A 22,007-nucleotide genomic window follows, 5' to 3' on the forward strand; every position below is an offset into this window, starting at 1 on the left:
TAGAAAGCCCATGAAAGACCGTAAAAAACTCTCACAATGTTCTATGAGACAAAACAAGTGTCCACCTTGACATGTAGGATTCGGTGGCCTCAAATAGGAGGTAGCCGCAACGAGGCGGCTCCAAGGAGGTCCACCCCGGGCCGCGACGTGAGCCAAGTCACCTCGGTCCGCGACGTGGTCCTCTTTGTCAATGCCGGCACCACCGTGATGGATCGACTCGCCGTGATCTAACCGGGCGCGGGACTCCGTTCCAAACGCGGGCGCTAGGCTTAACCTGATCACCCGCCGAGGCCGGACGCCGTGGCCGGACGCCGGGGTGTGGCGGTACCCCGGCGAAGCCGGTTTTCTCCAAGAACCTCATCGACAGACGCTCGGATCACCGGGCGACTGTCCCGTAGGCCGCCCGCGCGGCCCTGAAAGCTGCGCCATGAGTGCCACCAATCCCCGCCCGACTGCGATCGAACTCGAGGTCGTGAAGTCCGAACCGCTGCGGTCGTTCCTGAGGCTACTGCGGCCCTACCGCATCCGGCTGTGGTTCGCCGCGCTTGCGTTTCTTATCAAGGACTCTCCGATGTGGGTGCTTCCGCCGCTCACTGCGGCGATCATCGATCTCGTCGTGCGCCGCGGATCGCTGGATTCCCTGTGGGTCTTCGCGGCATTCATCATTGCGTTACTGGCGCTCAACTATCCGTTCCACATGATCTTCGTGCGTGGTTCCAGCCTTGCCACCCGATCGATGGCCGCCGACCAGCGCAATGCACTTACCGAACAGATGCAGCGCCTCTCCATTGGCTTTCACAACCGCCACAGCGCCTCGATCGTGCAAAGCAAAGTCGTACGCGACGTCGAAAATCTTGAACTAATGATGCAACAAGCCTTACCAACCGTACTGTCGACCGTGTTCACCCTGGCCGGCGCCGTAATCGTCACAGCGATCTCAGTTCCCGCCTTCGTCGGGGTGTTCGCCGTGACCGTGCCCGTGGCGGCCATACTCGTACGCTGGATCCGCTCCCGAGCGGCCATCCGCAACGAGACCTTCCGCCACGAGGTCGAACGATTCTCGACCGGCATCGGCGAAATGGCCGCCCTCATCCCGATCACCCGGGGCCACGGGCTCGAGGCCGTCGCCGCCGAACGGGTCGCCGGGCAGGCCGAGAGCGTGAGCATCGCCGGGCAACAGCTCGACACCCTCAACGGCCGGTTTGGAGCCTTTTCTTGGGTCTCTTACCAGGTACTCGGGGTCGCGTGCCTGGTCGGAGCCGCCGCGGCGTCAATAACCCAGGTCATCTCCATCACGCCGGGACAGGTCGTACTGCTCAGCACGTACTTCACCATCCTGACCGGTGGAATCGTTGCCCTCCTCAATGTGGCTCCGGTGCTCACTCGCGGGCTCGAATCAATGCGTTCCATCGCCGAGGTCATGCAGGACCCTGACGTCGAAGTCAACGAGGGCCGTACCCGCGTCGACAAGGTTGAGGGCACGATCAAGCTCGACCACGTGAGCTTCAGCTATCCCGGTGGCCGGCCTGCGCTCACCGATATCTCCCTGTCTATCCGGGCCGGCGAGACAATCGCGCTCGTCGGACCCTCGGGCTCGGGAAAGTCGACGCTGCTTAATCTCATCCTCGGGTTCGTGCGGGCCGGAAGCGGACAGGTGCTGCTGGACGGCGTCGACATGAACAGCCTCGACATGCGCAGTGCACGCTCGTTCGTTTCAGTCGTGCCGCAGGAGTCGGTGTTGTTCGAGGGCAGCATCCGCGACAATGTCGCCTATGGGCTCACGGGCATCACCGACGACGGCATCCTCAAAGCCCTGCGCGGCGCGAATGCTCTCGATTTCCTGAACCTCGGCCCAACGGGAGCGAATGTTACGGACGCCGTGGGCGGGTCGTCGAACCAAGAATCCCCGCATCCGCCCACCGGAATTATCCATGGTCTCGGGCTTGTGACCGGGCGCATCACCGTCCCGATGCCCACCGGCCTCGATCGGATCATCGGCGACCGCGGCTCCGGACTCTCCGGCGGCCAGCGCCAACGGTTGGCGATCGCTCGCGCCCTCGTCCGCGATCCGCGCATCCTCATTCTGGACGAGCCGACGAGCGCCCTGGATGCCGATTCCGAAACAATGGTCAAGGACGCCCTCGCCACTCTCTTCCGCGACCGCACGACCATCATCGCTGCCCACCGACTGTCGACCATCCGCACGGCCGATCGGATTGCGTACCTCGAGAACGGTCGCATCGTCGAACTTGGAACCCACGACGAGCTCATGAACCTCGGCAACCGGTACGCCCACATCGTCTCGCGTCAGACGACCTGAGAACGTATCCCCGTCCGTTTGGGACGAGTGCGTGGCGGCGGGTCAGGTCGGCGGGCTGATCTCGCCTGAACCGCGGTGAATGAGGCGGGTCGGAATTTCGATCTGCCGGATGAAGCTGGTCGGGTCCTCGAGACGGTCGAGTGCGAGACGCGCGGCCGCTCTCCCGATCTCCCTGGTGTCGTAGGCGACGACGGTGATGTCCAGCGCATCGGCAAGGTCAAAATCGTCAAAACCAATGAACGCGACCCGCGGCTCTCGACCGCGGAGCACGCGAAGCGCTCCCGAGCTTGCCCGGTTATTCCCCGTCACAAGCGCAGTGGGCGGGTCGGCCTGATCAAACAAACTCGCGACGGCACTCTCTGCAGATACGGCCGGGTCGTCGTTGCACCTTTCGTATCGCGCGTTGTCGGCGATCCCGGCTTCGGCAAGGGCTTCACGATAGCCCGCGAGCCGCTCGCGCAAGGTGTAGATGGCGGAGGGGTTGCTCACGAATCCGATCTTTCGGTGACCGAGCTTAATGAGGGAACGCACGGCTTCCCGCATTCCCTCTCGGTTCTGGAGCACGACGGAGTCGGCCAGCAGATTGCTGGCAGGTCGGTCGACACTCACGATCGGGGTGCCCAATTGGCGTTCCCCATCGAGGTAGGACTGGTCAGCCGCGATCGGAATCAGCAGAAGCGCACGCACGCGCTGGGCGAGCAGGGAATCAACGACACCCTCCTCACTCTCGGCCGAGTCATCTGTCGAAGAGAGCACCATAGTTAACCCGTTGTCGGCCAGTTCGCGCTCAATCCCGGCCGCAACGTGGAAATAAAACGGGTTTGTGATGTCGCCGATCACGAAGGCTACCGTGTTGGACACCCCACCGTGGCGGAGACTGCGCGCGAGGACATTCGGCCGGAACCGCAATCGCTTCGCCGCGCTCAACACCCGCTCCCGGGTGACCGCACTCACGATGCCGTCTCCGGAGAAAACCCGCGACACTGTCTTCGAACTCACATCGGCCAACCGGGCAACATCGGCCAGGGTCGCTCTCGCTTGCGTCGTCATACTATCTCCCCAGTCGGCCACGAGTAGTCTAGCAAGTGCTCTATGTCAAGGTGAGACACAGGCCTCGGAACCTACGTGAACGCAAGCGGCTCTTAAGCCACATTTTACGAGAGATATCATGCCCGGATTTCCGCCAATGCTACACTCGAAAAACCAGAGACAGCGTTGACATTTCGAGGTTGGTTGCTGTCCCTCACCAACAAGTCTGGAGTCACCGCTCAATGTCCGCCACCGCACAGACCATCGCCGCTCCGATTCTCCGCCATCCGTTTCGCCGCCCCCTCGGCGTCGATTGGACCGTGACTGCCCAGGGCGGGCCGGTGCCCCCGAACATTGGCCTACGTGCGATCCCGGCGACCGTTCCGGGATCGGTGCACACCGACCTCCTTGCGGCCGGGCTCATCCCCGACCCCTACCTCGACGGCAACGAAAAACTGCTCGGCTGGATCGGCCTCACCGATTGGCGTTACACGACCACCTTCGTTTGGCAGCCGGGCTCCACGACCCAGTCCGAGATCGTCTTCGACGGCCTCGACACGATCGCGTCCATCTTTGTCAATGGAAACCGGGTCGGAACCACCCGCAACATGCACCGCAGCTACCGGTTCAACCTGCGCCCGTACGTCAGGGCAGGGCTCAACGAAATCGACGTGTTCTTCGCGTCGCCGATCCGGGCCGCCGACGCAGCGAGCCTCCAGCTCGGATACCGTCCGCACGTTAACCACCACCCCTACAATGCAATCCGCAAGATGGCGTGCAGCTTCGGCTGGGACTGGGGAATCGACACCTCGACCTCGGGGATCTGGCGCCCAGTCTCCCTCGAAGAATGGTCGACTGCCCGGATCGAGAGCATTCGGCCGATCGCGACCGTCGACACGGTCGATCCAGCGGATACCGTAGCCGGCACCGTCCGCGCAGCCGGCACAGTCGCCGTGAACGTCGAGGTTGCACGGGCGAGCGATGTCCGGCTCCTCATTACGGCATCCGTCGACGGCATGTCGGGCACCGCAATCCTCGAGGCCGGCGACACCACTGCCCTCGTGACCCTGCACGTCACGGACGTGGCTCTGTGGTGGCCGCGCGGCTACGGCGAACAACCGCTCTACGACGTCGACGTCACCCTCAACACCCATCACGGCGATGATGACGGATACGACGAGGTGATCGAGCTCGACGCTGCGACGAAGCGCGTGGGATTCCGCACGGTGGCGTTTGAGACGACCCCCGATACCACGGGCACCCCGTTCACGATCGTCGTCAACGGGCAGCCCATTTTCGTGCGCGGCGCGAACTGGATCCCCGACGACGCCTTTCCGCACCGCGTCGACCGGACCCGTTACCTCGCCAGGATCGAACAGGCCGAGTTCGCGAACCTGAACCTGCTGCGAGTCTGGGGCGGCGGAATCTTCGAGGCTGACGACTTCTACGAGCTGTGCGACGAGCGCGGCATGCTGACCTGGCAGGACTTCCTGCTCGCCTGCGCTGCCTATGCGGAAGAGGAGCCGTTCTTCAGCGAAATGGAGGCGGAGGCGCGCGACAACGTCGCGAGGCTCGCCGCGCATCCCTCGCTCGTCGTGTTCAACGGGAATAATGAGAACCTCTGGGGCCACGAAGAGTGGAACTGGAAGAAACGCCTCGACGGTAAAACCTGGGGCGAGACGTACTACTACGAGCTGTTCCCGGCGATCGTCGCCGAGCTAGCCCCCACGTGGGTTACACGCCAGGTAGCCCCTTTTCCCCCGGTGACGCCGACGGTCTCGGCCGCTCCGGTGCCCACTCCCCGAACGACCCCGATCTCGGCACCATGCATATCTGGGACCTCTGGAACCTGCGCGACTACCCCGACTACCGCGCGTACACCCCGCGGTTCGTCTCCGAGTTCGGCTGGCAGGGCCCGCCGACCTGGTCGACGATGACCGAGTCGATCAGCGACGCGCCGCTCACCCCCGAGTCCCCCGGCATGCTCGTGCACCAGAAGGCAATGGACGGCAACGTCAAGCTCACCGATGGCCTCCTCGCGCACTTTCCGCTGCCGGAGGACATCGACGATTGGCACTGGGCGATGTCGCTCAACCAGGCGCTTGCGGTCCAGACGGCGATCGAGTACTTCCGGTCGCTGCAGCCGCACTGTATGGGCTCCATCGTCTGGCAGCTCAATGACTGCTGGCCGGTGACAAGCTGGGCCGCCGTCGACGGGTACGGGCGGGCCAAACCGCTGCTCTATGCGCTCCGCCACGCCTACACCGACCGGCTCGTAACCGTGCAGCCGCAGCGCTCCAGCGCGGACGTCGACGGTCTTACGGACCGCAGCGTCGACGGGGGCATGGGCCTTTCGACCGTCCTCGTCAACGACTCGAGCGAGCCCTGGTCGGGCGAGCTCAGGGTGCGTCGACTCACGTACGCGGGGATCCTGCTGGCCGAACACACCGAACAGATCACCCTGCCCCCGCGGTCCACAGTGTCCGTGCCGCTACCAGCATCCATTTCCGCGGCGACGGATGCGGCGGCGGAGCTCATCCGCGCCGACCTCGGCGGAGTGCGCGGCCACTGGTTCTTCGCGGAGGCCCGCGACACCCGGCTCGACGCGCCTGCGCTCGGGACTGCCCTCGAGCAGGTCCCCGGCGGGTACCAGCTCACCGTCACCGCGGCAAGCCTCACCCGCGACCTCGCACTTCTCGTCGACAAGGTCGACCCGGCCGGAACGGTCGACGACATGCTCGTAACCCTCCTTCCAGGCGAGAGTGTCGTGTTCGCCGTCACGTCGACTCTCGATCTCGACATCGCAGGGCTCTCAGCTCCGGCCGTGCTCCGCAGCGCGAACCAGCTGGTTCTGCCGTGACTGGTAACGAGGGCGGAATGGGCGTTCCCGGGGCCGCGCCCGCAGCTGCCGGGCGCTCTCCGGCATCCGCTCTCACCGGACCCATCTGCGGAATGACCTGGGGCTGGACCGGCGTGCGCGGCACCTGGGCGACCCCTGAAGCGCGCTCGTCGATGCGGCTCATGAGCGAGCATGGCATCAACTGGACGGCGATCGCCTATGCGGCCATACAGCAGAATGCCCAATCGACGCACATCTCGTACGACGAAGAACCAACCGTGACCGAGCCGGAAATTCGCGAGGCGATCCGGGAGGCGAAGGCACTCAACCTCAAGGTGTGCCTCAAGCCCGTCGTCAACTGCGCCGACGGCACCTGGCGGGCGTTCATCGGCTTCTTCGACTGGGACGTTCCCGGTGAACCCACCTGGACCGAGTGGTTCGAGTCCTACACGGCGTTCATCCTGCACGCTGCTGTGATCGCCGAGGAGGAAGGCTGTGACCTCTTCTGCATCGGCTGCGAGATGGTGCGCGCCGACGGGCAGGTACGGCACTGGCGTGACCTCATCGCCCGGGTGCGCTCGGTATATTCGGGGCTCGTGACCTACAACTGCGACAAATACCAGGAAGACCGCGTCACGTGGTGGGATGCCGTGGACGTGATCGGGTCGAGTGGATACTACCCGATCGGAGCGTTCCCGGCCGAGCTCGACCGGATCGAGCGCGTCGTGGAAAAGTTCGACAAGCCATTCATCTTTCTCGAGGCGGGATGCCCAAGCCGCACCGGATCACCGGACAAGCCCAACGACTGGGCGCTGCCGGGCACGCCCTCCGGCGCCGAGCAGCTGCGCTACTACGAGCACATCTTCAACGCTACGGCCAGCCGCGACTGGATGATCGGTTTCATGTTCTGGGATTGGCCGGCCGTCCTGTACCCGGTCGCATCCGCGCCGGATAACGATGACTACTGTGTGTACGGCAAACCCGCCGGGACGTTCCTCACCCACCGATACAAAACTCTCCAAGGACACCGCACCACATGAATTACGCATCCCGTCACCTCGCCATCGATGCCGGACAGACCGGCATCCGTGCCGTGCTGCAGAGCGGTGAGACCCGCCAGGAGACGTTTGACTTCGACGGCATCCGCACCGACCGGGACCTGATCCCGCAACTGGCTGACGTCTTAGCCCAGGTAGCCGGTGCCGCCGACGTCACCATCGGCATCGTGAGCGCTGGCATTTCCGGCTTCACCCAATCAGACGCCGACGCCGCGGAACTGCGTCGGCTCGGCCGCGAAATCGGGGTGCGGGAGGTATTCCTCGCCCATGACTCGGTTACCTCCTACCTCGGGTCCCTCGGCAACACCCTCGGCGCTGTGATCGCAGTCGGCACCGGCGTCGTTACCCTCGCGGTCGGCGCCCACAACGTGGCCAGAATCGACGGCTGGGGCTACCTGATCGCGGACGCGGGCAGCGGCTACTGGATCGGCCGCGCCGCCCTCGACGCCGTCATGCGCAACTATGACGGACGAGGCCCGGCGACGGCACTCACCGCGGCCGTCCGCGCGGAATTCCCAAACCTGGAGACCCTTTACCTAGAGCTGCAGGGCGACCCACTACGGGTCAGCCGTATCGCGTCCTGGTCGCGCGCGGTCACCGGACTTGCCCCAACGGATGCCGTCGCGGCGGAAATCTGCGACGCCACCGCCGCCGAGCTAGTGCACTCGGTGCGCACGGGACTCCAGCGCGTCGGACAGGCCGATGGTGCCGCACCGGTCGTCGGCGGACTCGGCGGGGTGCTGCGCGCGCCCGAGATCGCGAGTCGCTTCGAACGGGACCTGCGCGCGTTCTGGCCCGCAGTCGACCTGCGCTTCCCGACCGCGAACGGCCTCGACGGCGCCGCCCTGCTGCCCCACCTCGGCGCGGAGAGTGCGTTGCGCGGCCTTGTCGCGATCGCACGCGACTGATACGCGCGAGTTATCAAGAAAGAAATCTGAGTCGCCGGAAGCACGCAGCCCCATAACGAGATCGCGAAAGGCTTCGGGATCTCCAAACCCTGCCTGGCGAACTGGCTAAAGAAAGCCCACCTCGAAGAAGGCGTTAGCCCGGCGTGACCGATGAGGAATCGGCGGAGCTGTGTTCCGGCAGCAACCAGCCAGCTCTTCAGACCTCGGCTCGGAGGTAGGCGTACACGGTTTCGCGGCTGATCCCAAAGTCTCGAGCGAGAGCGGCCTTCGGCACGCCAGCAGCAGCCTTCTCGCGCAGCTCGGCGGCCCGGAGCGCGTCAAGTGACGGGGTGCGGCCACGGTACACGCCGCGCTTCTTCGCCAGGGCAATACCCTCTCGCTGACGTTCACGGATCAGAGACCGCTCGAACTCAGCAAAGGCCCCCATCACATTGAGGAGCAAGTTTGCCATCGCATTGTCCTCCCCGGTAAAGGAGAGCTGCTCTTTCACGAACTCGACCCGGACCTTCTTCGCCGTGAGCTGGCGCACGATCGAGCGGAGATCCTCCAAATTGCGGGCAAGGCGGTCCATCGAGTGAACGAGAACAGTATCGCCATCCCGGACGAACTTGATCAGCTCCTCCAACTCAGGCCGGTTTAGATCTTTCCCCGACGCCTTGTCCTCGAACACCCGGTCGACGTCAACGCCATCCAGTTGGCGGACGGTGTTCTGATCGAGGGTACTGACTCGCACGTATCCAACTCGTTGACCCGTCATGAAGCCTCCGGCCCTTTCTGTCAGGTTGAACTCTAAGACCCGACAGTGAGGGCTGTCAACTAACAGGAATTGGACCCTATTCGGACGAAACTGCGTACCTGCACCTGATGTCTAGTTGGGGTGTACCCCAAAAAGACACACAGCAGTCTGTACAGGTGGGATTTGAACCCTATTGTTATGCCCGCTAGGGCTCCCATCCATGCTAAAAACCGCGTAAATTCAACGTTTTCGATCACTCCGGCACCAGCAGAATCAGGCCGATTTCCGACAACTGTGGGCAAAAAGTGGGCACGGCCCAGCTTGCCGAAGGTCGCATTTGGCGACCGAATCGTCGAATCCCTCGTGAACGGTGATCTCATCCCGCCCGGCTCGACCAGTTGCCCCACCCCGCCGCCCAGGCAGAGCGTCGCCTCGGAGACGCGCCGAATCGCCATTCGGCGGAAGAGCCTCACGGAGTGATCGTGGGGTTACCGTGTCCCTCAGAGCCCAGGGGGACGCACATTCCTTGCGAGGAGAATCTTCCCTCTAAGTGGCTACACCGCAAGGGTCGAGTCAGGCTTCGCACGGCTCGACCTTCCTGCGGGATGGATCAAGTCGATCTCAGGTGCCCTGCAACCGGAGATGCCCACCGCTCGTGTCGTCACCAATAGCAGGGTAGCGGGCGAATGCCTGTCCTCCCACCTCCCACTTCCAACCGAACTTGCCGAGTATCTTCGGCAACACCGCTCCTCTCCCGAAAAAGGTAGATACGCAGGCAGGCAGGTAGCTAGCTAGCTAGCTAGCTAGCTAGCTAGCTAGCTAGCATCGATCTTGGCCTCGTGCCCCGTTAGAAACTACCAATATGAACTTTCGCATTCACACAGAGGTCGCTACCCGCCCGCGCAACCCGAACCTACGGAGATAGCTCGGCCTTACGATTTCAGTGAGATGACCAAATCTGAATTGCCCCTGAACCCAAGCTGTTCGGCCATGATCGAACGATTCCTATCTCACTGGAATCGTAAGGCCGAGATAGCTACCAACGGCCTGTGTCAGCGCTTCGCACTCCGGCTCGGCGCTAAGCCCCTCACCGATCCGCAGCTCACCTCGCGGCCGCTCCATGAAGCCCCCGGCGAACCCACGCGGACATCGCCGGGTTCTAATGTGCCGGTCCCCCTCATACCCCATCAACACGCGACCAGCCACACCCCCGAGCCTGACCGCCGCACACCCAGCCCCCAAACCCCCGCCTGTTTCAACGACGGCTGAGAACTAGGCCGTTGGCGTTACCTGTCCACCTATCAAAGAGCGCGGACACCGTCGATCCCCACCTTGTGCCGCCGCCCGGGCTCACGATCGCGTTGTCGATCCGCTGAAGGTTCGCGCTCGCCTGGGTGAAAACCTCGACCCACCTCTGTGAAGTCTCAAACGGATTTCCCAACAGTGAGAGATACCGCCAAATGACGGCGTGCCGGCACTCGGTCACCCCGAAGACGTATTGGAGCACGTTCGCTGAGGACATTCGCAATGCGTGACCGTGGGTTTCCGTGTCCCCTGTGGGGCACGCGTCTGGATGCTCATCCCTCCGAGCGAGGAGCCTTCGCCGTGCGCCACGGCCGACAGTGCCGAGTTCAGCTCGCGCGGACTCTCCAAGCGAGCGGCCGTCATCAGGTCGACGGCGAGCCCGGTATACCGAGGGGCCTGCGGGATCTCCTTGAGGTCCAACGAGCTTCGTTATCTCACTGGCGTGTGTCTCCTGCGCTGGGACGGATTGGCGACTGCCGTCCACGTTGACGTGAACGAATGTGGAACCGACTCCTTCGGGCCCACGCGATCCCCGAAAAGCGCAACGACATCCGGCGCCGGGCGAACTCCCCCGCAGTAGCCACGCCCATGAGGTACCAGGCCCGTCCCCACGCTTCGATGGAGCTCCGCGCGGTGCTCGCCAGTGGCGCGGCGACCGCCTCCTCGTTGCGGAGGAGAATCGCGCCCTTCCGCCTGCTGCACGCCGGTGCCGATCGCGAGCGTGATCGTGGCCCGCGTCGCCCGTGCCTGCTCCGCAAGCTCGGGAGTCAGGTCGTACTGGCGGACCGGACTGTCGTCCATGGGCGGATGCTGGTTCAGACGGTGGGTCACGAGGTACGCGCCGCGACAGAGGCCGAGGAGCGAGTTGGAGACGCCAAGGCGGGAAAGTTCTGAGAGGGGCTCGGTGGGCACGGGGTCACTCTAGCGACCGCGTGCAACGCCTCCGCGCAGGTCCCCCCGGCGAACACGAGTCGGCCCCACCGGGGAGTGAAGCGCGGCCACTGACCCTACGCACGGCGCTCGCGCCGGCCTCTCCCGCGAGCAACCCGCCGCCGGGCTGGTGCTACACGAGTAGCGAGAACCCGATATCTGATGTTTATCTGATATAGCTGACCAGCATGATTACCGCCACATTCACCGACCTGCTCCGTAAGCCCAAGGAAGTCCTGTCCCGCATTGACGAGGGTCAGGTGCGCATCACCCGCCGGGACGGTGACGACCTCGTGATCCTGCGCGGCCGCGACCTCGACGCCCTGGAGAACGGCGTCGCGCTGTCCAGCCGACTGATCCGCGCGATCGGCAGGAACCGCGGCGACGTGCAGGCAGCCCTCTCGGACCTGTTCGCCTGGACGGCAGAGTTCACCCCCGCAGAGCTGGCCACATACGCAACCGAGATCGAGCACCTGGTGTACGCCGCGAGCGAGCTGGGCGCGTTCGAGCGGTTGCTGCGAGCACAGCGGGAGTGGCAGGAGACAGCCACCGCGTATGCGATGGGCATGCGCCCCGTTGAGCCCATCGAGCTGCCCGCAGTTTCCGTTCGCGTCGACCGGCCGTAGAAGGAAAGCCGGAGAGTCAGGGATGGGAGGACGAGGGGAAAAGTTGAGCGACGGGACAGGGAGAAGGTGAATCAGAGTGCAGGGGGCGATCAGCCCCCTGCCACCTCAGGGCGTGGAGCCCTGCCACCCACCGTGGGAAGGTGTCAGCTCCAGCGCTCATCCGCTCAGGCTCCACCATTCCGGTGCACGGGTGACGGCGCGAGCGCCCACCTGAGAGTGGCCCCTCCCGCCCTCATCCTGCTGCCGTGCTGATCCTGCGCCCATCAGGTGTCCGGTGGCTGGCCTTGTCCCTTCCGCCGCCGGCACCGAGCAACTCGCCAGATCGCCGGGGGCCCCTGGTGTCCCGGTCGGAGCCATGCTCATTGCTCGCCGCACCCGAGATCCCACCTCACGTTGCTCACGCCTGCCGTCCACCACACGGCCGCCGCCGGATAATCCCACGACTCCTACTCTGTTCTGCCGGCTCACCATTGGCGGGACCATTCAACGGTGGTCACCTTCCTGGAATGGCGCCTCCCGAACTCGTTCTCGTGTGTCGCCGCTTGGGGTTCCCGCTGCTTGCCCAGCGTTCACTCGTTGTCTTGCGTCTTGACGGGAGGGCACTCGCGTGCGCTTCTCTGCTCTGGTGTTCCTGGTCTTCTGACTGTGCGTTTGCCCTCGCTTGGCCATGCACGTCTGGCTTTTTGACGACGTGTTCGCTTCGCGACCTTTCCGACTTGGATGGGGCCTCCCGAACTGTAGCGAGCACGTCTCCCATCCCAGACCCTCCGGGCCCGCGCACTCACGTTCCCATCTCCGGGCCGCTCCGCGACCCCCGCGCTCCGCGCTCCCACCACGCGTCCCGCCGCACCCGCAGCCACGTTCACCGACCAGGCCACAGTCCAGCACGGAGAACCAGGCGCCCCCGGACGACCATGCGCGCTCCGCGACGCACCCAACCAGGTGACCGCCTCCACAACCCCGCCAAAGTCCGCAAATCCGGCAGACCCGAAAACCGGCCTGAGCCCGGGAGGACCCTCACGCCCCACACCACGACGCCCACGAGCCAGCCACCCCATCAGGGCGAGAAGCTGCCACGTTCTACACACCGGCACCTGCCAGATCAGCTTGACCACCGCAACCGAAGACACATATCTGGCTCCCACGAAACCCACGACGTCGACACCGCCAGGGTCAGTCTTGAACCCAAGAAGGTGACCACCCTGTCCTTCAGCCTCGAGCAGATGCCCGCAGCGCTGCACCAGCTGAAGAAGACTTCGGAGACGAACTACGACAGCGTTGTACCCATGCCCTCCTCGAAAAGGACACCTACCTTCTAGACCCCCCAGCCATCTCGAGAACGCGCCCCGACCTCTCCTGCGCACCACCCTCCCGCTGCTCTACGAAGTAGCTCGCTACAAAGCTCGAGCCAGCGAATGAACCGTCACCTTCTAAGCCTTCAGGTACCCCGCCCGGAAACCGGATGCTGCCTCATCAGCGCGACCTACCGAGCAACCGGTCGAGCAACCGGCCGAGCGAAGCTCACGCCGAAAACGAGAGGACCGAGTCAATCCTCGACGCAAGGCCAGGCTGGTACTGGCCGACAGGCCAGAGCGCATGGGCGCTCCCAGAGCAGGCCTCAGCCAACCTGCGCGACGCTCACGAGACGAGCCGAGCGGATTCGCTTCAAATGAATGAGTGATGGAGCCCTCCCAGCCATCACTCTGGCCACGAAGGCTACGTAGTCTTCCCGCTCTACGACGCACCATTGCAGGCTCTGCCCTGAATTTGCCCTAACGAAACCCGACCGCCTATCGGACAAGTGAATGAACGCACTACCGGCTGTCGACGCTCGTTGAATAGTAGGTCGTTGGCGTAACTGGCCTACGTTTCAAAAAGCGCTGATATCGCCTCGCATTGGTCCACCTGTGCTCACCTCTTCCGCCCTAGCGTGAAGTAGAACCGAAGGAGCAAAAGAGAATGGGTAGATCACCCGCACCGACCCGCATGAGCCGCCCCACCCGAACCGGCGAACGACGCGAGGCTGGCATCGACATCACCGACGGCGACCTCGACCGCGTCCGGATGCTCGCCCGCTGGTACTGCATGACGAGCGTCCAGATCGCGGCGATGGAGAACCCCGTGCGCTCCTGGCATCCGGACGTGGCTCGCGGCAATGAGGATACGGCAGCCGGCTTGCAGGCGTTTCTCGAGGCGAAGGCTGGTAGAGTCTACCGACGCCTTCTCAAAGTTGCAGCGATCAAGAACGGCGTCAGCGATGGACCTTTGGTCGTCCAGACGCCCATTGAGTACCGTCAGAGGGTTTGGTCAGCCACCGCGTTCGGTGCGCGCATCGCGGACACCCCGTGGCGTTCCATCGGACCGGTCTCCTGGTTCAACGCCCACCATGCACTCCTGGCCGCCGACATAGCCATCCAGTTCTCCGGCATCGTCCCACTCCCGCTCCTCTCCCAGCGAGAACTGACCACCGGGCACTTCGCAAACGGTGACGACCTACCCCTCTACTTCAACTCCAAGTACGACGGGAAAGAAGGTCAGGTCTCCAAGGTGCCAGACCTCGCCATCCTCGCCAAAGACGGCCGCAGCTACATCGCAATCGAGATCGAGTGCGACCTGAACCGGGCCCTCGGCACCTACCGCTCCAAGCTCGAAGCCTACGGACGCGACGAGAAGGTCTCCGCCGTCTGGTACGTCTGCGAGAAACCACGTACCGCGAACCGAGTCCTCACCGCCGCAGCTGACTACCCCGGATCCAACGTCCGCGTGATGGGGGTACGCGACCTCGACCTCGGGCTCCGCGAAGCGGACATGCGCTACCTCAACGAAACCGACCGCGACCTTGCCAAAGCCAAAACCGCACTCCTCCGCACCGACGTTCAGAAAGCGATCTAACGAGCAGCACGCCCGAGTTCCTGTGGCAAAACGCCCAGCTTGCTGAAGCTCGCAGCATGTTCTTTGAGGACCTTCCTCCCTTCACGGACGACATCTTGCTGGCAGACATTGACTTGAAAGGGATCGTTCGTCTTGGCTTTGGCCGGAGCAAAATCGTCGACGTCGACTTTGACCGACGCCTCTTCCGCAATCAACAGACGGGACCGACCCTGTGGCCCTTTGATGGAGAGTGGCAAGCCTTCTTCGGCTCGGGAGCCGTGTCACGATTCCAGTTCTTCGAGAAGGAAAACCCTTTCAACAACGGACTCGCCTGGGCTCACTCAACGGAGCGACTCTCTGCCGAAGAAACCATTGAATGCCGCGCTACACAACCCGAAGAACGCTGACCCCCGGAGCAGCGTCGCCCAGGCGCCAATGAAATACCCCACCCCTCCAGCCCCGCAAAGACGACCAGTCGACCGTGGGTAATCGGTGACGCACCGTGGGTAATCGGTGACGCACCGCGGGTAATCGGTGACGCACCGTGGGTATCTAGTGACACTTAAAGCCTCACCTAAGACCTTCGCCAGCTCGACACTGCCAAAACGCCGCCCGGCGCCACCAAAACACCCCACTTTCCGCCCACGCTCGATCAGTGGCGCCAGCGAAATCCCCCACCCTCCAACCCCGCAAAGACGACTACTCGACCGTGGGTAATCGGTGACGCACCGTGGGTATCTAGTGACACTTAAAAGCCTCACCTGAGACCTTCGCCGGCTCGGCACTGCCAAAACACCGCCCAGGCGCCACCAAAACACCCCACTTTCCGCCCACGCTCGATCAGTGGCGCCAGTAAAATCCCCCACCCTCCAAACCCGCAAAGACGACTACTCGACATCTTCGCTTCAGCTAGGACGCAACCTTCTCACAACCATTCGGAAGCTTCGACGATGTCTCTCACGTCGTTGACGCTGCCTCCGTCACGGAGCCATTCAACCGGGGTTTGACGTCCCTCGGCGACGAGTTCTGATTGCGGCGTGGCCATAAATCCCGCGGCGCTCTGCCAGCTCCATCGCGGGGCAATGACTTCGATGATTTCGGTGAGCCCCGGAAGAAGCTTCACGGGGGATCCGACGTTAAATTGCCAGGTGGGAAAGCGGAGCCGACCGGATATCTCGAACGCATACAGGTGCCCGTCTATAACGGCCGCCCGGACTCTTCCCTCATCCCATCCCAGAAATCCTGTCACGCTCTCCAGCGACATGGTTGAGAAAAGGTCCAGCAGCCATCCCTCAGTTCTGCGGAGTTGCCAATCTCCTCTGTCCACGGATGCCGACGGTGCGGCCCACGCCTCAGCGGTGAATGCGCCCGATTCGATCAGAAAACGCACTTCGTTCTCAGTCGGCTCCTCCCGTGATATTGGCTCCATCGCCAGGAGCATGTCCGTGAGGGCCTGCAAGAAGTAGTCGGGATCGACCGCCAATCGAGCCACGGCTTCCGCTAGACGCCTGACAGTATCGCCGGAGACCCGAAGCGCCTCAGCCTCTGAGACGGGTCCGTCAGCGGCATCGTCGGGTACGTGATTGTCAGTCATGGTTCGTATGCTTCCATCACGTGTGAGCTGAGGCAAGGTTGCGATGTAGCGTCGAAGAACCCGCAAGAGAGGACCCCGAGATGCCTGAACCGATTGCGCCGCGACTGTACCTGGATGTGGACGGGTGTGTCTGCCCATTGCGCGGCGCCCAGACGCAGCTTGGCGTCTGCGGCCACGACTGCTTCAGTCTTCGTCGACTACGACGACAGGGCCGCGACTTATGAGGTGGTCTGGGCACCTGCTCTGATCGAGGCCCTCGACGGGCTGCGGGCCGAGTTCGCTCTGGAACTGGTCTGGCTGACCACTTGGGTGGAAGTCGATGCCGTCAGGCGACTGCTGGTCCCCAAACTGGGCGGTCTGGCGAATGGTCGGATCCTGCCTCTGCCTCCGGGGCCTCGCAGTTCAGGCGAAGCCCGGGGCTGGTGGAAGGCTCAACGTCTCCTCGAAGATCAAGCCGCCAAGGCGGGGCCGTTCATCTGGACGGACGACAGCGAGGTTGAACTGCACGGCTGGAAAGTGCTCGGTGCCACGGCCGGCACACCCAGCCTGATGATTCCCCCGCACCCCATGGTCGGCCTCCGCCCGGATGACATCCACGCGATGCGAGCCTGGCTAAACGCGCTGAAATCGGGACCAGAAGCGTCAACGATCAGTGGCTTCCAACATGACCGCTGAGTAGAGTTCCGACCATGGACGGAGAAGAAGCGACGCGGCTCCTCGTTGACGCAGTCGGGCCGCTCTACGACCGTGCAGGGCTGCAGGAATGGCTCGACCTCACGGAAGACTCCGTCCTTGGCTTGGCCCGAGACGGGAAACTCCTAACAGTCAGGACCCTCGAGGGTGACTTGCTCTTCCCAAGCTTTCAATTCGGCCCGGATGGCGAATTCCTCCCCAGCTTGGACAGAGTACTGAAAGCCCTGGGCGACACCCTTGACGATTGGAGCATCGCCCTTTGGATCGTCTACAGAGACCCCCAAGACGGCATTAGCAATTTTGAAAGGTTGCGGTCGGGCGACGCCGAGACTGTAGTCCAACGCGCCACACGCCGAGCAGAAATCTTGCGTCACTGAAAAACACAGAGCCGCAGGGATACAGACAGACGTTCGGCCATCTCTCGGCAGGACTAGCCGGCGCAACAACTGGACCATAGCCGCCGGTGCTCGCTCGCGCTGCGGCCTTGCTACCCGTCTTCCTCGATGCCGCGGAAACTACGTGGTTGTTTCGGGTTCGTCTCTCGTTACGTCGATGACCGGAAATCCGGCCCGCCCGAGGGCCTCGGTGACGCTACGCACCGCGGAATCATTGTCCCGTGCCTCCTGCGACGATATGACAAGTCCTCTCCCGTTCTCGGTGCCTAGCGTGCAGTCGGCAAACCCCAGGTCGAAGTGTCGGTCGGAGTCGACGTCAGTCAGCCCTTTCCGATCTCACGCAGGGTCCGGAGTATGCATTTGCCCAGCTCTCGATGCGTGACTTGTCGGACTATGAAGAAAGGCCATCAGAGCGGCGCCATCCTAAATAGCCGGGCTCCACGTCATCGGGGTTGCGTCCAATAGCGTGGTGTAACCCCGGCCCTGATGGGCGTGTTGCACCGACGTGAGGCGGCCACCGCGTGATTCTTGGAAAGACCGATCAAGTCTTTTCCGAAGGAGTACACGCGATGACCGCACCCCATTTTATTGACCCTGCCCGTTTCCTGTCCGAACAACTCGAGCAAGCCTCGCCGGACCTGATGCGGCAGATGCTGACCACGTTCATCAACGCGCTGATGAGCGCCGAGGCCGAAGCCGTCTGCGGCGCCGAATACGGCCAGATCTCCGCCGACCGGACCAACTCCCGCAACGGCTACCGGCACCGTGATTTCGATACCCGCACCGGCACCCTCGACGTCGCGATCCCGAAGCTGCGCACCGGCACCTACTTCCCGGACTGGCTCCTCGAGCGCCGCCGCCGGGCCGAAGCCGCCCTGACCAGCGTCGTGGCGACCTGCTACCTCCTCGGGGTGTCGACCAGACGGATGGAGAAACTCGTCGAGTCCCTCGGCATCACCCGCCTCTCCAAGTCGCAGGTGTCGATCATGGCCAACGACCTCGACGAGCAGGTCGAGCAGTTCCGCACCCGCCCCCTCGACGCCGGCCCCTACACGTTCGTCGCCGCCGATGCCCTGGTGCTGAAGGTCCGCGAGGGCGGCCGTGTCGCCAACGTCCACGCGCTCCTCGCGACGGGCGTGAACAAGGACGGGCACCGCGAGATCCTGGGCTTGCAGGTCACCAGCGCCGAAGACGGCGCCGGCTGGCTCGGCTTCTTCCGCGACCTGACCGCCCGCGGCCTCACCGGTGTGAAACTCGTCACCAGCGACGCGCATGCCGGCCTCGTGGCCGCCATCGGGGCCACCTTGCCCGGTGCGACCTGGCAGCGCTGTCGCACCCACTACGCCGCGAATCTCATGTCCGCGACCCCGAAGTCCAGCTGGCCGTGGGTGAAGACCCTGCTCCACTCCGTCTACGACCAGCCCGACGCGGACGCCGTCCACGCCCAGTTCGACCGAGTCCTGAACGCCCTCGAGGAGAAGCTCCCCGCGGTCGCCACCCACCTTGAGGGAGCCCGGGCGGACGTGCTCGCTTTCACCGGTTTCCCGAAGGAAATCTGGCGTCAGCTCTGGTCCAACAACCCACAGGAACGCCTCAACCGCGAGATCCGCCGCCGCACCGACGTCGTGGGTATCTTCCCCGATCGCGGCTCCCTGATCCGACTCGTCGGCGCGGTCCTGGCCGAACAACACGACGAATGGATCGAAGGCCGCCGCTACCTCGGCCTCGACGTCCTCAGCCGCTCACGCCTCACCCTCATCCCGACCGACAAGGAGGAACCCACAACCGAACTCGGCGCCCTCAGCGCCTAGAAATCCAAGAATCACGCGGAAAACCCGTTACACCACACATTTGGACTTGACCGTCATCGGCGTCAGGAGAGAGAAATCAACCTTGACGCTTAACTCCCGCCCGAACCCTGCAGCTCCGCATATTCTTCATGCCCACCAGGCGCACATCCATTCGGTTCGCTGAGACCCGGCTTGCAGCGAACTCAGCCTCAAACCACAATGTATTGCTGCCAAAGTACTCTTAGCACCAATACATTGCACTTTATGGAGATGGCCATGGCAAGAAAAGCCCGCACTTACTCACCCTGGACCGTTGAAGCCATCACGATCCTTGGGCAGCAAATCACCGCCGAGCGCCGACTAATTCACTGGCGGCAACGCGACATAGCGGAGCGTGCAGGCATCTCCGCGGGGACTCTTATCGCCATTGAGAAAGGTTCCACCGCCACATCGATCGGCACGGTATTCGAGGTTGCGGCCCTGCTCGGCATCCCCCTTGTTGGCGCCACCGAGGAGGGCCCACGAGAGCTAATCAACACTCGCCTGGCCCTGCTCCCCACGAGAATGAGACTGCCCACGGAATACGACGATGATTTCTGACACCGACTTCGAGTGCGCCCGGCGCCCGCCATCAGTGGATAGAGTCACAATGCCGATGTACGCCTCAATCCTCCGGAACGACTACTCCGCCATCGTCGACAGAGTCCCCTCTGCCCGCCGTGAACGGTGACTCTTCTCGGACGATCGTCGCTTGGCTGCGAACAGGACGATCTACCGAGTCTCCCCGGTCGGGCGTCCCTCGAGCAGGTTTCGGGTGAACCTGCGGACATCATCCTGCAGCCCGACATAGGCGTTGTCGACCGGACTCTCCGAATGGGCGAAACTCTCCACGGCTTCAAGCGCTGAGATGATGACCGCGCGCGGTGAACGAATGTTCCACGAGAGACCCTCCGCGATGAGGTCGTCAATGGTGATCGCCGCGTGCAAGTACTTCCGGTTGACGGCCAACGCCATCTTGCCGTCGCTATCGAGGTGAGTTTGGGGCACGACATCGTAGGCCGGTGTAATTTCCGTGCTGCCGTCCCGCATGTGGAGCATGCTGATGTTCTTGCCGTGCATGTCAAGGTTTCCCAGGGCCTGCGAGACGGTCAGCAACCCGAGGAGCTGGTCTACGGAGCGCCGGTCACCATTGCGCCCAAGGACGTGCGCCACTCGCTTGAGCGTCACTTTCCCGCCGAACTCCTGGTACTTCTCATTCTTCGATGCCCCCAGGGCCTGGTTCATGTCTTCCTGATGTATTCGTCCCTGTGGTGCATCCGGTGACCTGTCGTAGCGTTCGATAACGAGGCCGAGAACCCCACCGAAATCTTCTATCCATGCGTCGAATGTGGTCAGGCCAGCAGCTTTGGCCGCGCGGAAGCCGTATTCCTCATCAAACGTGATGCTCGGGTAACGAGCGGACGGCGGCTTGACGATGTGGGTGGACGGGTAGCCCTCAAGCACTTGGAACCACTGATCACCTTTGAGCGCCAGAACGATCTTGTCCTGCACACCGGCCAGCGACGTCCGACCGGACTTCGGTCGGTTTCCCAGCGGGGCAGCCTGCGCGTTGGTGAGCATCTTTCCGACTTCGACCCCGTCGACCAAGGCCACATCTGGCGTACGAGGCTCGCCCGCCGCCTCAGGGTCGTAAATCTGAACAGCCCCGGCGACATCTCGGCCAAATTGAGCCAATAGCGAGATGATGTCGTCGGTAGAGGCCCTGATCTCGGCGGCGAGATTATCCAGCGCAGTTCCCTCGGGAAGTAGCTCTGCGAAAAAGTTGCGGCGGCGTGCGGCTCTGCTGCGGTTGACAACGAGGTCGAAAGGAACAGACTCGGAGAGGATCGTGCTACCAAGCCCAAAGACATCGATGGCGTTCTTGTCCGCGTTGAAATCGAAGGCACGACGATCGGCGCCGACTAGACAACCGACTAGCTCGCCATATATTTCCACCCGCAAGTCAGCCATCAGAGTCGCGCGCAATGTCGTTGCCAAGTGGCGCATCTGGCGAGTCGTCGATCTCCATATACATTCGGACCCCGGTCTCCCGCATTGCCGCGAAGATACGCTCCAAAACGATCGTGCTCTTACCAGATTCCAAAGCCCAGATGTATTTCTGATCGGTCTGGAGCCTTTCGGCAAGATCACGCTGCGTCAGCCCGCTGACCAGGCGGCCTTGCTGCAGCATCCGGCCGAGCGCCTCAATGCTTCTCACTTCACCGCGTGATGCCATAGGTGCCCCTCTTGACGGTCATATCACCTTCATATTACTTGACGGTCTTATCACCGTCAATCGGCACGACGGCTTTATCGTAGTCAAACGCAACTGCGTGAAGACTAACGAAGGCGCCTAGACCGCGCCGCCCTCTCGCGCTGTCGGCGTACTAGAGCGCAAGCATCACGCAGGCCGATGAGTCAACCATCGGACTACAGCCAGGAATGTCCCGCTAACGCGTAGCAACGTGATCTCTCAACACGGGGCAGAGCGCACCGAAGGGACTCCGCGCGGCGCTCGTCAAGCCGTCGTCGACATGCTGTCCCTCGGTATCCCCAAAGCCCACGTCACGCGTCCCGCATCGAGTAGCGCCCAACGACCAAGCGGCCGGCGAAGTTGCCATGGGTCGACAGGCGTGACTCCCGAGAGCCAGACACTCGCCCGCCCCTCCCCATCCTTTTCCATTTCCATTTCCATTTCCCCTTCCAGCATCGAGGGCTCGTGTACGCCTCGTCGAGTTCTCGTCGAACGCTGTTCCACGGAATCCAAAGCATCCACACGCACTGTCTCGACCTTGGGGCGAGGAAGAGCAAAGACCAACAACCAGAACGGCCGGCAAGCTATTCGCAGACCCAGGAGCGGATCTCTCGAAGACC

Annotated in this window: 19 protein-coding genes; 14 read left to right on the plus strand and 5 right to left on the minus strand. The window is 63.2% G+C overall.

Features of this window, described 5'->3' with window-relative positions:
- The first annotated feature begins 427 nt into the window (after positions 1-427).
- A complete protein-coding gene (locus RGU41_RS14805; protein ID WP_322136723.1) occupies positions 428-2,320 on the plus strand; it encodes an ABC transporter ATP-binding protein in 1,893 nt (630 codons plus the stop codon).
- A gap of 42 nt (positions 2,321-2,362) precedes the next feature.
- Here the strand turns inward: RGU41_RS14805 and RGU41_RS14810 are convergent, their stop codons facing one another.
- A complete protein-coding gene (locus RGU41_RS14810) occupies positions 2,363-3,370 on the minus strand; it encodes a LacI family DNA-binding transcriptional regulator (RefSeq protein ID WP_322136724.1) in 1,008 nt (335 codons plus the stop codon).
- 221 nt (positions 3,371-3,591) lie between these two features.
- Between RGU41_RS14810 and RGU41_RS14815 the strand changes: the two genes are divergently transcribed.
- The 4 genes from RGU41_RS14815 to RGU41_RS14830 are packed head-to-tail and all read left to right on the plus strand — an operon-like array spanning position 3,592 to position 8,154.
- Positions 3,592-5,286 carry a glycoside hydrolase family 2 protein gene (locus RGU41_RS14815; RefSeq protein ID WP_322136725.1) on the plus strand — a complete coding sequence of 565 codons (1,695 nt, stop codon included), beginning with the start codon at positions 3,592-3,594 and terminating at the stop codon, positions 5,284-5,286.
- Positions 5,175-6,209, plus strand: a complete 1,035-nt coding sequence (locus RGU41_RS14820; RefSeq protein ID WP_322136726.1) for a hypothetical protein — start codon at positions 5,175-5,177, stop codon at positions 6,207-6,209. The genes RGU41_RS14815 and RGU41_RS14820 overlap by 112 nt, the downstream gene beginning before the upstream one ends.
- A 17-nt stretch (positions 6,210-6,226) precedes the next feature.
- On the plus strand, positions 6,227-7,228 hold the full coding sequence (locus RGU41_RS14825) for a glycoside hydrolase family 113 (protein ID WP_416173157.1): 1,002 nt from the start codon (positions 6,227-6,229) through the stop codon (positions 7,226-7,228).
- Positions 7,225-8,154, plus strand: a complete 930-nt coding sequence (locus tag RGU41_RS14830; RefSeq protein ID WP_322136727.1) for an N-acetylglucosamine kinase — start codon at positions 7,225-7,227, stop codon at positions 8,152-8,154. The genes RGU41_RS14825 and RGU41_RS14830 overlap by 4 nt, the downstream gene beginning before the upstream one ends.
- Positions 8,155-8,350: 196 nt before the next feature.
- Here the strand turns inward: RGU41_RS14830 and RGU41_RS14835 are convergent, their stop codons facing one another.
- Positions 8,351-8,911: a recombinase family protein gene (locus RGU41_RS14835; protein WP_322136728.1), complete on the minus strand. Its 561-nt coding sequence runs from the start codon at positions 8,909-8,911 to the stop codon at positions 8,351-8,353.
- Between the two features lie 1,782 nt (positions 8,912-10,693).
- On the opposite strand from RGU41_RS14835, the gene RGU41_RS14840 reads away from it, so the two are divergent.
- The 5 genes from RGU41_RS14840 (at position 10,694) to RGU41_RS14860 (ending at position 15,029) form a co-directional block, all read left to right on the plus strand.
- A complete protein-coding gene (locus tag RGU41_RS14840) occupies positions 10,694-11,089 on the plus strand; it encodes a hypothetical protein (protein ID WP_322136729.1) in 396 nt (131 codons plus the stop codon).
- 224 nt (positions 11,090-11,313) lie between these two features.
- On the plus strand, positions 11,314-11,751 hold the full coding sequence (locus RGU41_RS14845; protein ID WP_322136730.1) for a hypothetical protein: 438 nt from the start codon (positions 11,314-11,316) through the stop codon (positions 11,749-11,751).
- Between the two features lie 1,193 nt (positions 11,752-12,944).
- The gene (locus tag RGU41_RS14850; RefSeq protein ID WP_322136731.1) at positions 12,945-13,070 is read left to right on the plus strand and encodes a hypothetical protein; all 126 of its coding nucleotides are present in this window, start codon (positions 12,945-12,947) and stop codon (positions 13,068-13,070) included.
- A 640-nt stretch (positions 13,071-13,710) separates the two neighbouring features.
- Positions 13,711-14,643 carry a hypothetical protein gene (locus tag RGU41_RS14855; protein WP_322136732.1) on the plus strand — a complete coding sequence of 311 codons (933 nt, stop codon included), beginning with the start codon at positions 13,711-13,713 and terminating at the stop codon, positions 14,641-14,643.
- A gap of 56 nt (positions 14,644-14,699) precedes the next feature.
- A complete protein-coding gene (locus RGU41_RS14860) occupies positions 14,700-15,029 on the plus strand; it encodes a hypothetical protein (RefSeq protein WP_322136733.1) in 330 nt (109 codons plus the stop codon).
- 518 nt (positions 15,030-15,547) lie between these two features.
- Here RGU41_RS14860 and RGU41_RS14865 read toward each other — a convergent pair.
- Positions 15,548-16,216 carry a hypothetical protein gene (locus RGU41_RS14865; protein WP_134558631.1) on the minus strand — a complete coding sequence of 223 codons (669 nt, stop codon included), beginning with the start codon at positions 16,214-16,216 and terminating at the stop codon, positions 15,548-15,550.
- A 159-nt stretch (positions 16,217-16,375) separates the two neighbouring features.
- On the opposite strand from RGU41_RS14865, the gene RGU41_RS14870 reads away from it, so the two are divergent.
- The 4 genes from RGU41_RS14870 to RGU41_RS14885 all read left to right on the plus strand — a co-directional run bounded on the left by RGU41_RS14870 (position 16,376) and on the right by RGU41_RS14885 (position 19,694).
- Complete coding sequence (locus RGU41_RS14870) at positions 16,376-16,891, plus strand: hypothetical protein (protein WP_322136734.1); 516 nt, start codon at positions 16,376-16,378, stop codon at positions 16,889-16,891.
- 14 nt (positions 16,892-16,905) lie between these two features.
- Positions 16,906-17,286 (plus strand): hypothetical protein, encoded by a 381-nt coding sequence (locus RGU41_RS14875; RefSeq protein WP_322136735.1) that lies wholly within the window; start codon positions 16,906-16,908, stop codon positions 17,284-17,286.
- 587 nt (positions 17,287-17,873) lie between these two features.
- A complete protein-coding gene (locus RGU41_RS14880; protein WP_322136736.1) occupies positions 17,874-19,115 on the plus strand; it encodes an IS256 family transposase in 1,242 nt (413 codons plus the stop codon).
- 255 nt (positions 19,116-19,370) lie between these two features.
- Complete coding sequence (locus tag RGU41_RS14885; RefSeq protein WP_166790624.1) at positions 19,371-19,694, plus strand: helix-turn-helix domain-containing protein; 324 nt, start codon at positions 19,371-19,373, stop codon at positions 19,692-19,694.
- Positions 19,695-19,865: 171 nt separating this feature from the next.
- Here the strand turns inward: RGU41_RS14885 and RGU41_RS14890 are convergent, their stop codons facing one another.
- Both RGU41_RS14890 and RGU41_RS14895 read right to left on the minus strand, forming a co-directional pair.
- Complete coding sequence (locus tag RGU41_RS14890) at positions 19,866-21,140, minus strand: type II toxin-antitoxin system HipA family toxin (RefSeq protein ID WP_322136737.1); 1,275 nt, start codon at positions 21,138-21,140, stop codon at positions 19,866-19,868.
- The gene (locus RGU41_RS14895; protein WP_134558626.1) at positions 21,097-21,369 is read right to left on the minus strand and encodes a helix-turn-helix domain-containing protein; all 273 of its coding nucleotides are present in this window, start codon (positions 21,367-21,369) and stop codon (positions 21,097-21,099) included. The genes RGU41_RS14890 and RGU41_RS14895 overlap by 44 nt, the downstream gene beginning before the upstream one ends.
- Positions 21,370-22,007: the final 638 nt, after the last annotated feature.

This window comes from Cryobacterium sp. 10C3, from assembly GCF_034314285.1.
GTDB classification, from domain to species: Bacteria; Actinomycetota; Actinomycetes; order Actinomycetales; family Microbacteriaceae; genus Cryobacterium; species Cryobacterium glucosi.

Bases quoted from the DNA above. Each gene is read 5' to 3' on its own strand.
- RGU41_RS14890 (WP_322136737.1), bottom strand. From the start codon at position 21,140: ATGCGCCACTTGGCAACGACATTGCGCGCGACTCTGATGGCTGACTTG.
- RGU41_RS14815 (WP_322136725.1), top strand. From the start codon at position 3,592: ATGTCCGCCACCGCACAGACCATCGCCGCTCCGATTCTCCGCCATCCG.
- RGU41_RS14820 (WP_322136726.1), top strand. From the start codon at position 5,175: ATGCATATCTGGGACCTCTGGAACCTGCGCGACTACCCCGACTACCGC.
- RGU41_RS14885 (WP_166790624.1), top strand. From the start codon at position 19,371: ATGGCAAGAAAAGCCCGCACTTACTCACCCTGGACCGTTGAAGCCATC.
- RGU41_RS14860 (WP_322136733.1), top strand. From the start codon at position 14,700: ATGTTCTTTGAGGACCTTCCTCCCTTCACGGACGACATCTTGCTGGCA.
- RGU41_RS14855 (WP_322136732.1), top strand. From the start codon at position 13,711: ATGGGTAGATCACCCGCACCGACCCGCATGAGCCGCCCCACCCGAACC.
- RGU41_RS14810 (WP_322136724.1), bottom strand. From the start codon at position 3,370: ATGACGACGCAAGCGAGAGCGACCCTGGCCGATGTTGCCCGGTTGGCC.
- RGU41_RS14840 (WP_322136729.1), top strand. From the start codon at position 10,694: ATGTGGAACCGACTCCTTCGGGCCCACGCGATCCCCGAAAAGCGCAAC.
- RGU41_RS14830 (WP_322136727.1), top strand. From the start codon at position 7,225: ATGAATTACGCATCCCGTCACCTCGCCATCGATGCCGGACAGACCGGC.
- RGU41_RS14805 (WP_322136723.1), top strand. From the start codon at position 428: ATGAGTGCCACCAATCCCCGCCCGACTGCGATCGAACTCGAGGTCGTG.
- RGU41_RS14865 (WP_134558631.1), bottom strand. From the start codon at position 16,216: ATGACTGACAATCACGTACCCGACGATGCCGCTGACGGACCCGTCTCA.
- RGU41_RS14895 (WP_134558626.1), bottom strand. From the start codon at position 21,369: ATGGCATCACGCGGTGAAGTGAGAAGCATTGAGGCGCTCGGCCGGATG.
- RGU41_RS14825 (WP_416173157.1), top strand. From the start codon at position 6,227: ATGGGCGTTCCCGGGGCCGCGCCCGCAGCTGCCGGGCGCTCTCCGGCA.
- RGU41_RS14835 (WP_322136728.1), bottom strand. From the start codon at position 8,911: ATGACGGGTCAACGAGTTGGATACGTGCGAGTCAGTACCCTCGATCAG.
- RGU41_RS14875 (WP_322136735.1), top strand. From the start codon at position 16,906: ATGGACGGAGAAGAAGCGACGCGGCTCCTCGTTGACGCAGTCGGGCCG.
- RGU41_RS14845 (WP_322136730.1), top strand. From the start codon at position 11,314: ATGATTACCGCCACATTCACCGACCTGCTCCGTAAGCCCAAGGAAGTC.
- RGU41_RS14880 (WP_322136736.1), top strand. From the start codon at position 17,874: ATGACCGCACCCCATTTTATTGACCCTGCCCGTTTCCTGTCCGAACAA.